The following is a 12326-nucleotide window of genomic DNA, read 5'->3' as shown; positions in this document are numbered from 1 at the left end:
CGGATTGGTAAAGTTGCGGAAGATTACCGCCGCACGACGATGAGCGTTTTGCGGGTCACGTTCCTTTCAGCATTGGTGCTGGAACTGGCGGCAACCATCAGCACTGCGGTCATTGCGGTTCAAATTGGACTGCGTCTGCTGTATGGCTTGATGGAGTTTCAACAAGCCTTTGTGGTTTTACTGCTGGCACCGGAGTTTTATCAGCCGTTACGTTTACTGGGCCAGCGTTTTCATGCCGGCATGAGCGGAGTCAGCGCGGCCAGCCGTATTTTTGCGCTGGTTGACTCCTTGCCAGTTCAAAGCGGCGAATCTGCCAAGGCCGTACCTGCTTTCAGGAAGGGCGATTTCATCCGCTTTGAAAATGTATCCTTTCAATTCAGCGGGCGCGATGCGGCGGCATTAAAAGAGATCAATTTCGAACTAAAGCATGGCGAGGTGTTGGCACTGGTGGGCAGCAGCGGAAGCGGAAAAACGACCATTGCCAATTTGATGATGGGCTTTATCCTGCCTCAAAAAGGACATATCTGGATTAATCATCATTCCCTGGCAGAACTTGACTTGCACGCCTGGCGAAAGCAGATTGCCTGGGTAGGGCAGCGCCCGTACGTGCAACACGGTACCTTGCGCGAAAATTTGTTGCTGGCATCCCCTGCCAGCAGCCCAAATGAACTGCAGCATGCCATCCATTTTGCGCAGCTTGAGGAGCTGATTCTGCGTCTGCCACAGGGGTTGGAAACCCCCTTGGGAGAAGGAGGGACAAAATTAAGCAGCGGAGAAATCCAGCGGCTGGCATTGGCGCGTGCCTTTCTTAAGGATGCTCCAATTGTGGTACTGGACGAACCGACCGCTCATCTGGACGCCGCTCTGGAACAGTTATTGGAGGAAAGTATTCTTCAGTTGTGTGCCGGACGGACGGTTTTGATGATTGCTCATCGTTTGCCAACCGTCATGCGTGCAGATCGTATCCTGGTTTTAGAGGGCGGCCGGATTGTCGAGCAGGGCAGTCATGCTCAACTGTACCAGCGAAATGATCACTACACTCGCCTTGTTCAGGGGTACGGAGGAGGATTGTGAAAACCACCCTGCGGCTTTTGGCATTGTTGAAACCCTTTGGGGGGTGGGTGCTGGTATCGGTGGTTTTGAATGCCGCAACGGTGTTTGCGGGTATCGGTTTGTTAGGCACTTCGGCAGACTTGATTGCGCGGGCAGCCTTGCAACCCGGCATTGCAGCTTTACAGGTTGCCATTGTGGGTGTCCGCTTTTTTGGAATTGCACGCGCGGGACTGCGCTATCTGGAACGGCTGGTTTCCCATTCGGTTAACTTTCGACTGTTGGCGCAGCTGCGGGTATGGTTTTACTCAAAAATTGAGCCGCTTTCTCCGGCCCGGCTGCAGGATTATCGTAGCGGGGATGTTCTGCAACGGGCGATTGGGGACATTGAAACGCTGGAGAATTTTTACGTTCGGGTGCTGGCACCGCCGCTGAGTGCAATCCTGGTCACGACAGGAATGGGCTGGTTTATCGGGCTGGTGGATTGGCGGCTGGGGCTGGTGCTGGCAGGAGGTTTGCTGGCAGGTGGAGGCGGTTTATCTTTGCTGGCGTTTTGGATTGGGCAGAGAACAGGCGTGGAGTATGTTCAGCATAAGGCGCGATTGAATGCAGAAATCGTGGCCGTTCTGCAGGGGATGGCGGATATTGTTGCGTATAGCCGAGAAGAAAAAGAAAAGGAGCGCCTCGTATCTCATCTTGCTGTAACCTCTCAGGCTCAGCGGAAATTGGTCTTGGGAAATGGAATCGTCAACGGGTTGATGACCGTGCTGACCAGCCTTACCCTTGTGATTGTGCTGAGCATTGGCACACAACTGGTCAGCAACGGCTCTCTGGAGGGCTACCGTTTGGCAGTGCTGGCCATGCTGACCCTGGCGAGTTTTGAGGCGGTCAATCCGCTGCCGCAAGCGGCTCAACAATTACGCGGCAACCTGGAATCGGCCCGGCGATTGTTTGAAATCAGTGACCAGCCGCCAGCAGTGACTGAACCTCTTCAGCCGCAGGAAATTCCCGTGGTTGAACATCCCAGGCTGGAGATTAACAAACTCACTTTTCATTACCCGGGCCGGCCGCTGCCAGCTTTGAAGGAGATGGATTTATCCCTTTTCCCCGGAAAGAAGGTTGCTGTCGTTGGGGAGAGCGGGGCTGGCAAGTCCACCCTTGTTCAACTGGTGCTTCGCTATTGGGATTATGATGATGGGGAAATTCGGATCAATGGATTGGACTACAAAAACTTCGATTCGACTCACATCCGCCGTTATTTCGGGGTTGTTTCGGCTGCGCCATACCTGTTCAGCGCTACTGTCCGGCAGAATTTGTTGATTGCCCGCCCTGAAGCGGATGAGCAGGAACTTTTCCGCGCTATCCAATTAGCGGGTTTGAGTGAATGGCTGAAGGCTTTACCCAATGGACTGGAAACCTGGGTTGGCGAACACGGTCAATTTTTGAGCGGAGGGGAGCGTCAACGACTGGCGGTGGCGCGTGCTTTGTTAAGCAATGCCCCCTTTATCCTGCTGGATGAACCAACTGCAGGTCTGGATTCTCTGAATGAGATCAGATTAATGAAAACCTTATTTGACCTCTTTCAAGAGCGGGGCGTTTTATGGATAACTCATCGCTTAATTGGCATGGAACAAGTAGATGAAGTTCTTGTGTTGCAGGCAGGGCGGGTAATTGAGCGGGGAAATCATTACCGCCTGCTGGCGACAGGCGGTGTGTATGCCGGGTTATGGCAGGCGCAACAGCGCGTGTTGTGGAATGCCGGACCTCACTTACTGGTTTAGGGCTGACATCATCGAAACCCGCAGAGCGATGCGGTAAATCTCCTTCAAGGCGGTTACTACTTCGGGGGGCTGTTGTTCTTCACTCTGGGCAATCAGCGCGGAAAGCATTTGCACAAATTCCGGGGTGACCATTTCGGATTTTTCCTGCAAGAGTTTCATGCGCTCATCATAACTGGGCGCTTCGAGTAACTGCTCAATCAGTGCCAGTTCAGGCGGCGGAGCAGATGCCTGTTCAAGAACGCCATTAACCTGTTGCAATTTGGCAATCCGATCCAGGTCTCCGTTGGAACGGGCGGCGTTCAATTCTTGCTGCAATACCTCAACAAAGTAGGCATCCAGTTCACCCAAATGTTCCTGAGTTGCGGTTTCAACATTTTCGGCAGCCAGAATCTGGTTGAGTAATTTGCGGCTGTCTTCCAGTTGCAGTTGAATCTGCTCATCAACTTTTCGAGTAAAGTCAAGCAGTTTTTGACGCAAATTCTCAAGGCGGGTTTTTTCTTCATCGCTGGCTTGTTCAATTCGTTCGGCCAGCATCTGGAAGAAGGTGTAATCCATACCATTGCGGGTCATGGAGACGATGGTGCTGAGTTTGACATCACTTTCAGCGGTTTGAATAACCAGATCGAGCAATTTCTGGCGGGTAAAACCTTCTTTTGCGGCTTCCTGCAGCATTTGAACGGCTTGCTGGGCCTCTTCGGATTGATTTTTGATTTCCTGACCGATGGTGGTGTTGTCTAACAGTTCTTTCTGAATGGCAGCCAGAACTCTTGCTCCCCGCTCATCTCCTTGTGCCAGTGCGCTTTCGATCAGACGGGTGAGCAGAGAAAACATGCTGGCGTCAATCAAGGCTTCTTCCTGTTTGATAATTTCCAGACGCGATTCGGCTTGCGGGGTGGAAAGAATGCGCTGAAGTAAATTGAGCCGTTTTTGTTGCTCGTCAATCATCTGGCGGGTGATGCCGTCAGCCTCTAATACCCGTTCAATTAAGGTTTGAAAGGTGAACATGGTTTGAGGACGCAGCAGGTAGGCTTTGCGTTTTTCCGGCGGTAGTTTGTTCATCACCTGATTGAGCAGCGGACCAATCAGTTTTTCCTGTTCATTTGCCGGTAAGCCCAGTTCCGAAGGGACAAACGTGAGCAATAATTCCTTTTCAGGGTCATGATACACAATGGGTGTGCCAAGCATACCTTCGTAGCCGCAGGCGGGACAATGAATCACATTGACCTGACCGCTGAGCAAGCGTTGTTTGGCTTGCGGGTTGACGTTCAAATCAAAAAGTTGCTCAATTTCTGCTACAACGGGGGCCTTACAACGGGGGCACTGGGTTTGAATCTTTGCCATTCGAATTCTCTCACCTTCTGTCAAAAAATAACTTAAAAATCTGGGGCGGGGTATTCCTTGCCCCAGCGAGCGGCGAATTTATACCGGGCTTCATTATACCACTTTCGGCGGGGCGGGTGTTTCTTCTGTACGCGGCAGCGAAAAACAAATCCGAGCGCCTTTGCCGCTTTCGGTATCCACCCAGATTTTCCCGCCATGGGCTTCGACAATGGCTTTGGTGAGGTAAAGGCCCAAACCGGCTCCTTTGGTCTGGCGCATGGCTTCAGGAGAGCGATAAAACCGGTCGAAAACATGCGGAATATCATCTGGCGCTATGCCCGGTCCCTGATCACTGACGCAAATGATGACGATATCCGGTCTTACCTGGCCACTGATGCGAATTTCTCCCTCCGGGGCATATTTGATCGCATTGGAAATCAAATTTGCCAGCACCTGACGCAGGCGGTTCTCATCCGCCAGAATTACCGGAAAATCTGGAGGAAAATCGGTCAGGATGGTGTGGCGGGTGGTCTGGATCTGCATCCGTTCAGCGGTGCGGCGGGCAAGGTCCGGGACGTTGACATCGGAGAGTTTGAGGGCTAATCCACCCGCCTGCAGACGGGAAGCATCCAACAGGTTTTCAACCAGCAAGTCCAGGCGGTCGGCTTCTTCTTCGATAATTGCCAGACTTTCATTGACGATTTCACGATCCCATCGGGCATCCTCGCGGCGCAGGGTGCTGACATAACCCTTGATCAATGCCAATGGTGTTTTAAGCTCATGGGAGATGATGGAGATAAACGTACTTTTTAATTCTTCGGCCTGCCGGAAATGGGTAATATCGCGCAGAGTGGCGATGATATTCAACAATATCCCCTCCGAAATCAGCGGGGCATAGGTAATACCCACCGGTAGAGGGGGAAGCGAATCACTGCGGATGAGATCCCCTTCTACGTACAGGTGTGCGTGGGCTGTAAGCGGCCAGCCACCCGCCACCGCCTGTTCGAGAGTCATATCCCGGGGTGGTTTTGCCCAGCGGATAATTTCTTCGTGCGGTTTTCCCTGCATTTTCTCAATCGGGTGGTTGAGCAGTCTTGCCGCAGCCGGATTACTGCGTTCAATTCGCAGATCGGGGGCAAGGATGAGGATGCCATCGGCAACCGAATCCAGCAGGGCGTTCAACCGCTGGGTGGTGCGTTCGGATTGGGTATACAGTTGAGCATTCTGAACGGCAATGGCAGCCTGATCGGCAAAACTGCGCAACAGGGCGCGGTCATTGGCGGAAAAATTATCCGGATAAGAACGGAAGATGAAAATCACGCCCACAACGATCTGACGGGCTACCAGCGGCAGGACAACCCCATTCAACAGCCCCATGCTGGCCATACGCGCCAGTTCACGCAAACGGCGGTTGATTTCGAGCAGTTCGAACTCGTCCGGGGGGGTATCTTCGGTAATCTGATCCAGATAGGGGGCAAGGTAACGCAAAAAGAGAGGCGGCAGGCCGTGCGAAACCGGAACGGTCCAGCTGCCGTGTTCATCCCGCAAGGCAATCAGTCCTGCCTGACCGGCCAGCATTTCAATTGAAATTGCCAGAATGCGTCCGAGCAGCTTTTCCAGATCGAGTTCCTGAGTCAGCGCGCGGGAAATTTCCAGTAAATAATCCCGTTGGCGGACACGAAAGTCAGGCAGTAGCATTCAAAAATCCTCTTAACAGGGCTGTGCTTCAGCCTCATGAACGGGCAGCAGTTCTTCCTCAGCCTGAGCAATGGCCTGTTCCAGTATTTCCAGACCCTCATCCAGCTCGGCCAGATTGACACTCAGCGGCGGTGAAATGCGGATGACATTTCTACCCGCGCCGAGGGTTAATAACCCTCTCTCAAATGCCAGGTCTACGATCCGGTCACGCAGGTCATCGGCGTGCAATTTGGTTTGACGGTCATAGACGAATTCAATTCCAATCATCAGCCCGATTCCGCGCACTTCGCCGATGGTGGGGTGCCTTGCCTGCATGACGCGTAATTTTTCAAGTGCATAGCTGCCGGCGCGGGTGGCGTTTTCCATCAGTTCATTTTCGATAATTTCAAGCGTTGCCAGCGCAGCAGCGCAGGAGAGCGGATTTCCGCCATAGGTATTGCCGTGCGAGCCCTTAGGCCAGGTAACGAGTGATTTTCGAGCTACCATTAACCCCAGTGGCATGCCGGAGGCAATCCCCTTGGCAACGCAGAAAATATCGGGTTCGACGCCAAAATGCTCAATCGCCCACCATTTACCGGTGCGTCCTACGCCGGATTGTACCTCATCGGCGATTAATAAGATGCCGTACCGATCACATAAACGACGCAGAGCGGGGAAGAAACCAGTCGGGGGTACGATATAACCGCCTTCTCCCTGAATTGGCTCAACCAGAATGCCGGCAACTGCATCGGCAGGCAGGATACGCCCCAGAATTTCCTCTTCGATGTAACGCACAACGGTTTCGCCGTAATCCTCACCCGGTCGGCTTGCCAGAATTGGGCGGTAGGGATCGGCAAACGGAACATGAACCACGCCGTTCATCAATGGGAAGAAACCGCGATGATAAGAGGCTTTGCTGGCGGTGAAGGTTACCGCACCCATTGTACGCCCGTGAAACCCCCCTAAGAAACCAATGAACTCCGTTCTTTTGGTGGTGTAGCGTGCCAGTTTAATGGCGGCTTCAATGCTTTCGGTACCTGAATTGGTCATAAAACTGACAGCGTCTTCTTCAAAGGGGGCAATTTCATTGATTTTCTCTGCCAGTTCAATCCATTTCTGGTGATAGAAATCTGAGGAAATGTGGATAAACTTTTCAGCCTGTTCTTGAATGGCTTTGACCACCTTTGGGTGAGAGTGTCCTGTGGAAACCACAGCAATCCCTGCTGAAAAATCCAAAAAACGGTTGCCGTCCACGTCCCAAACTTCTACACCCCGTCCGTGATCCATGACGAACGGATAACCCCGAGGATAGGATGGTGAAATTACAGCGTGATCACGCTCGATCCACTTCCGCGCTTGGGGTCCGGGCAGGTTCTTTAGCGGCATAAATCCTCCATAAATTATTGATTGGTCAGGTGATAAGGGTAGAGAAAACGAAATGATCTGAAATTGACAATCCTTGAAATGATTATAGCAAATCCGTTCAAAGGACAAACCGAAATATCCACAGGCGATTCCGACGTTTTAGCCTAAATGAGTTCGCTTTTCCAGCGTGGATGTGCCAAACAATCGGAACCGGTTTTGGAAGTCCTTACGGATCAACTCCGCTTTCAGCCAGTGCCAATGCCCCGACAAGGCCGGCATTATCCCCCAAATGGGCGGTTGTAATGGTCAGGTCATTCAGGTACGCCCGATCCATAATTCGTTCCAAAATTGCGGTGCGCAGCGGATCAATCAAGATTGGGCCGGCAGTTGAGACGCCGCCGCCAAGGATAACGATGGAGGGATTGAATAGATGTAAAAAGTCGGCAATAGCATAACCGATATAAGTGCCGGCGCGGTTCATCGCTCGCAATGCCAGTTCATCCCCTTCGCGGGCAGCGTCGGCAACATCTTTCGCGCTGATCGTGGTTTTTCCCTGCAGGGAAGAAGGAAATCCCAGCCCAATCTTCTCCTGCACCCAGCGGGCAATTGCCGTGCCGGAGGCCACTGCTTCCAGGTGTCCGCGCTGACCACAACTGCAGGACGGCCCTTCGGGTATGATGGTGACATGCCCAAATTCTGCCGCCAGACCGCGCGACCCGACCAACAACTGGTCGTTTATGATGACTCCGCCACCGATACCGGTACTGATGGTCAAATATAAAATATGATGGTGTCCTTGACCGGCGCCGTAGCGCCATTCCCCCAGGGCTGCCAGATTGGCATCGTTGCCGATGAGAATGGGTACTGAGAAATGTTCTGCCAGTAACTGGCGGATAGGGTAATTGACCCAGCCGGGGATGTTATTTGCATCTATGATGACGCCATTTTCCGCATCAATGAAGCCGGGTACTGCCACACAAATTGCCCGGACATGGTGTGTATCTGCCCCAATTTCTTTAATCAGTTTGATGAGGCGTTCCAGCGGGGACTGGTCTTTATCGCGGGTGCGGATTTTGCGAACCTGCAGCGGGTTAATGTTTCCCCTCGCAAATAGAGCAACCCGTATTTGAGTACCGCCAATATCTGCTACAATAAAGTTATCCATGTCACAAATTATATCAGAAGACTATCACAAAATTTGACTGATCAACCGCCTGTCTGTTGACGCCGGATGAAAAGAAGATTATAAATAGATGTGGTATGCAGCCCGAAAAGATGCCCGGAATTCAACGTTTCTTTCAATCGGTCAGGCAGGAGTTGCGCTGGCTGACTCCGGGTATTGGGGTAAAACGCTGGCTGATTCCTCTCTTAATCGGTACAACGCTGGTGGCGTTAGGTTTAACGATGGTGGCACTGGATATTTACCGAAATGCGCCTGACACACTGCAACCCATGCTCTCGCTGCTATCCCTTCAGGAACTTGACCGCGGTATCCGGGTAATTGTGTTCTCGTTGGTGGGGATTGGGTTGATTCTTTACAGTGTGATCGGATTCAACCGTTCACTGCTGAAACCATTTATGCGTCCGGACAAACCGATTGTGGATACGGTCAGCAGTTACCGCAGAAAGGAAAAAGGCCCGCGCGTGGTGGTCATCGGTGGGGGGACAGGATTGTCTTCGTTGCTGCGCGGACTGAAGGAATATACCCACAACCTGACTGCGATTGTAACGGTAGCGGATGATGGAGGCTCTTCAGGCGCTTTGCGGCGCAATTTGGGGATTTTGCCTCCTGGTGATATTCGCAACTGTCTGGCGGCGTTATCTGATGATGAGGATTTACTGACCCAAATTTTTCAGTACCGCTTCAGTGAAGCAGCGGGAGTCAATGGGCACAGTCTGGGCAACCTGTTTATTTCAGCGCTGGCAGATATTACCGGTAGTTTTGAGCAGGCAGTTGCTGAATCGGGGCGGGTTTTGGCGGTTCGTGGCAGGGTGATGCCCTCAACTTTACACGATGTGCGGCTTGTGGCGGATCTGGTGGATCCTTCTACCCAAAAAGATATTCGTGTGCGTGGTGAAAGCAATATCCCCACCACTCCCGGCAAGGTCAAGCGTGTCTGGTTGGAACCTTCCAACCCCAAAGCCTATCCGATGGCGATTCAGGCAATTCTCAACGCTGAGCTGATTGTGATTGGTCCGGGCAGTCTGTTCACCAGTATTCTGCCTAATCTGCTGGTGCCGGATATTGCTGCGGCTGTCCATGCCAGCCGGGCATATAAGTTTTTTGTCTGCAATGTGGCCACCCAACCCGGTGAAACCGATCATTTCGACTGCCTTGATCATGTTCAGGCAATTGAAAAACATCTTGGCGGAAGGATTTTTGATCTGGTCATTTGTAATAATCGGGTCAGCGAACAACTGCCCGAAAAAGTTGAACCGGTTCTGCCCAACGAACGCTTGAGCGAGCAGTACCCGATTTATTGTGCGGATTTACTGGATGAAGTCCAACCCTGGCGGCATGATTCCAAAAAACTTGCCAGGGTCGTCATGGACCTGTTTTATGATCGAACGGGTCCGGTTTTCCAACGTGATGAAGAGCCGCTCCTGAGCGAAAGAAGCGATGTGAGAGGCTGATCCAATTCTTTTCTACAAAATAGGAGGTTTTACATGACAGTCAAAGTTGGTATCAATGGTTTTGGGCGGATTGGCCGCCAGGTTTTGAAAGCCATCCTGCAGTACTATCCCAATGAACTGGAAGTGGTGGCTGTCAACGATTTGTTTGACCCGCAGCAGAATGCCCATTTGTTTAAGTATGACTCGAACTATGGGATTTACCCGGGAAAGGTCGAAGTCGTAGGTAGTGACATCGTCATTGATGGCAAAGCCGTAAAGACCTTTGCGGAAAAAGATCCCGCCAAACTGCCATGGAAAGATCTGGGTGTGGATATTGTGATCGAATCCACCGGTGTGTTTACGGATGCGGTTGGTGATCCTGCCAAGGGTAAGCCCGGTGCGCGGATTCACATTGATGCCGGCGGGGCAAAGAAAGTCATCATCAGCGCTCCGGCGAAAAATGAGGACATTACCATTGTGCTGGGTGTCAACGATGACAAGTATGATCCTGCCAAGCACCATGTGATTTCCAATGCTTCCTGCACTACCAACTGCCTTGCCCCGGCTGCAAAGGTCGTTCATGAGAATCTGGGGATTATCTCGGCTGTGATGACCACCATCCACTCTTACACCAATGATCAGGTCATTCTGGATCAGGGCCATAAGAAAGAGATGCGCCGTTCCCGGGCGGCTGGCTTGAATATCATCCCCACCACCACCGGCGCAGCCAAAGCAGTCGCGCTGGTCATTCCTGAGCTGAAGGGTAAGTTTGACGGTTATGCCCTGCGCGTACCCACCCCGACAGTTTCCATTGTGGACTTTGTGGCAACGGTTGAAAAATCCACCACAAAGGATGAATTGAATGCCCTGTTCATTGAGGCCGCAAACGGCAAATTGAAAGGTATTCTGGGTGTGACCACCGGTTCGTATGCAGACCCATTGGTTTCGATGGACTTCAAGGGCGACCCGCGTTCTTCCATCGTTGACCTTCCTTCCAATATGGTGATGGGTGGTAATCTGGTTAAGGTGGTTACCTGGTACGATAACGAATGGGGTTATTCGTGCCGAACAGCCGATTTGGCTGCAATGATGGCCAAATCGCTCTAAACCCTTTTGGGAAGGCTTAACAATTGAGAAAATTGCAAGACCCCGTAAGGGGTCTTGCAATGACATTTGCTGGAATTCACTGCCTGATTTTTTCTGTTCATTTCCCTGATGGGAGGAAAACATGTTCAACAAAAAGACTGTGCGCGATATTGATGTAAAAGGCAAAAAGGTTTTTGTGCGGGTAGATTTCAATGTGCCGGTCAAGGATGGTGTTGTGGGTGATGATACCCGTATTCGGGCAGCCTTACCGACCATCCAGTATCTTTTGGATCAAGGCGCTGCGGTAATCCTTGCCTCGCATCTTGGTCGTCCAAAAGGCGGGCCGGATCCAAAATATTCTCTCAAGCCGGTGGCAGATTATCTGGCGAATTTGTTGGGTAAACCGGTTGCCTTTGCGGAAGATTGCATTGGCCCGGTGGCTGAAGCGGCTGCTGCCGCCTTGAAGCCCGGCGAGGTGTTGGTACTGGAAAATACCCGTTTTCATCCCGAAGAAGAAAAGAACGACGAAGGCATGTCCAAAGCGCTTGCCAAACTGGCGGATATTTATGTCAATGATGCTTTTGGAACCGCACATCGTGCTCATGCCTCGACGGCGGGGATAGCCGCTTATCTTCCGGCAGTAGCCGGGTTTTTGCTGGAAAAAGAGATTAAGTACCTCGGGCAGGCGATTGATGATCCCAAACGGCCGTTTGTTGCAATTTTGGGTGGCGCGAAAATCAGCGATAAAATCGGTGTAATTAAAAATCTGCTCAAAAAAGCCGATACCATTTTGATCGGCGGCGGGATGGCAAACACCTTCTTCAAGGCGCAGGGTTACCCAATGGCCGATTCGCTGGTGGAGGAAGAGGCTTTGGAAACTGCCCGTCAGTTACTGGCGGAGGGCAAGGACAAAATTCGCCTTCCGGTGGATGTGGTGATTGCGGATAAGTTTGATGCCGAGGCTCAATCGCGGGTGATGCCGGTTGGCGCAGTACCGGATGGCTGGCGGATTCTGGACATCGGTCCGGAAACCGTTGACTCATATTCTAAAGTGATCAACGGCGCCGGTACGATCGTATGGAATGGCCCAATGGGTGTATTCGAGTTCCCCAGGTTTGCCGAAGGCACCTACGGCATTGCTAAAGCGGTGGCCTCTTCCGGTGCGATCAGCGTGATTGGCGGCGGCGAGTCGGTTGCTGCGATCAACCAGTCGGGTCTTGCTGATAAAATCACCCATATTTCAACTGGCGGCGGTGCATCCCTTGAAATGTTGGAAGGGCTGGAACTGCCGGGTGTGGCTGCATTGGCGGATAAATAGTTCAACCTCCTCCAAATTTTTAACGTAAAATAACGTGATCTCGGGATAAGATCAAAACCTTGCATGCAATACCAATCACCCCCACCTGCACCTCCCCCAAAATCGCGCCTGCGATT

At 52.0% G+C, this 12326-nt stretch carries 9 protein-coding genes; 5 read left to right on the top strand and 4 right to left on the bottom strand.

Going from position 1 to position 12326, the window contains the following annotated elements; all coding sequences use genetic code 11:
* A partial coding sequence (locus ACWIZX_RS15345) for an ABC transporter ATP-binding protein/permease (RefSeq protein ID WP_448336411.1) occupies positions 1-1074 on the top strand: 1074 nt, incomplete at its 5' end.
* Positions 1071-2831: a thiol reductant ABC exporter subunit CydC gene (cydC, locus tag ACWIZX_RS15340; protein WP_448336410.1), complete on the top strand. Its 1761-nt coding sequence runs from the start codon at positions 1071-1073 to the stop codon at positions 2829-2831. The genes ACWIZX_RS15345 and cydC, both read left to right, overlap by 4 nt.
* On the opposite strand, the gene ACWIZX_RS15335 is transcribed toward cydC, so the two are convergent.
* From ACWIZX_RS15335 to ACWIZX_RS15320, 4 genes are all read right to left on the bottom strand, one after another.
* On the bottom strand, positions 2820-4172 hold the full coding sequence (locus ACWIZX_RS15335; protein WP_448336409.1) for a CpXC domain-containing protein: 1353 nt from the start codon (positions 4170-4172) through the stop codon (positions 2820-2822). The two genes, cydC and ACWIZX_RS15335, sit on opposite strands and share 12 nt — an antisense overlap.
* A gap of 93 nt (positions 4173-4265) precedes the next feature.
* Positions 4266-5849: an ATP-binding protein gene (locus tag ACWIZX_RS15330; protein ID WP_322792932.1), complete on the bottom strand. Its 1584-nt coding sequence runs from the start codon at positions 5847-5849 to the stop codon at positions 4266-4268.
* A gap of 12 nt (positions 5850-5861) precedes the next feature.
* Entirely contained in the window at positions 5862-7214 is a 1353-nt protein-coding gene (locus ACWIZX_RS15325; RefSeq protein ID WP_322792933.1) for an acetyl ornithine aminotransferase family protein, read from the bottom strand.
* Between the two features lie 205 nt (positions 7215-7419).
* Complete coding sequence (locus tag ACWIZX_RS15320) at positions 7420-8358, bottom strand: ROK family protein (protein WP_448336408.1); 939 nt, start codon at positions 8356-8358, stop codon at positions 7420-7422.
* Between the two features lie 110 nt (positions 8359-8468).
* On the opposite strand from ACWIZX_RS15320, the gene ACWIZX_RS15315 reads away from it, so the two are divergent.
* The 3 genes from ACWIZX_RS15315 to ACWIZX_RS15305 all read left to right on the top strand — a co-directional run bounded on the left by ACWIZX_RS15315 (position 8469) and on the right by ACWIZX_RS15305 (position 12210).
* On the top strand, positions 8469-9827 hold the full coding sequence (locus tag ACWIZX_RS15315; protein ID WP_322792935.1) for a gluconeogenesis factor YvcK family protein: 1359 nt from the start codon (positions 8469-8471) through the stop codon (positions 9825-9827).
* Between the two features lie 33 nt (positions 9828-9860).
* Complete coding sequence (gene gap / locus ACWIZX_RS15310) at positions 9861-10913, top strand: type I glyceraldehyde-3-phosphate dehydrogenase (RefSeq protein ID WP_448336407.1); 1053 nt, start codon at positions 9861-9863, stop codon at positions 10911-10913.
* 121 nt (positions 10914-11034) lie between these two features.
* Positions 11035-12210 carry a phosphoglycerate kinase gene (locus ACWIZX_RS15305; protein WP_322792937.1) on the top strand — a complete coding sequence of 392 codons (1176 nt, stop codon included), beginning with the start codon at positions 11035-11037 and terminating at the stop codon, positions 12208-12210.
* Positions 12211-12326: the final 116 nt, after the last annotated feature.

The sequence above is a fragment of the Bellilinea sp. genome (genome assembly GCF_053501535.1).
Note: the sequence above shows the minus strand (reverse complement) of the source record. Positions and strands in the feature narration are given on the sequence as shown.

Bases quoted from the DNA above. Each gene is read 5' to 3' on its own strand.
- ACWIZX_RS15335 (WP_448336409.1), bottom strand. From the start codon at position 4,172: ATGGCAAAGATTCAAACCCAGTGCCCCCGTTGTAAGGCCCCCGTTGTA.
- ACWIZX_RS15330 (WP_322792932.1), bottom strand. From the start codon at position 5,849: ATGCTACTGCCTGACTTTCGTGTCCGCCAACGGGATTATTTACTGGAA.
- ACWIZX_RS15325 (WP_322792933.1), bottom strand. From the start codon at position 7,214: ATGCCGCTAAAGAACCTGCCCGGACCCCAAGCGCGGAAGTGGATCGAG.
- ACWIZX_RS15320 (WP_448336408.1), bottom strand. From the start codon at position 8,358: ATGGATAACTTTATTGTAGCAGATATTGGCGGTACTCAAATACGGGTT.
- ACWIZX_RS15315 (WP_322792935.1), top strand. From the start codon at position 8,469: ATGCCCGGAATTCAACGTTTCTTTCAATCGGTCAGGCAGGAGTTGCGC.
- gap (WP_448336407.1), top strand. From the start codon at position 9,861: ATGACAGTCAAAGTTGGTATCAATGGTTTTGGGCGGATTGGCCGCCAG.
- ACWIZX_RS15305 (WP_322792937.1), top strand. From the start codon at position 11,035: ATGTTCAACAAAAAGACTGTGCGCGATATTGATGTAAAAGGCAAAAAG.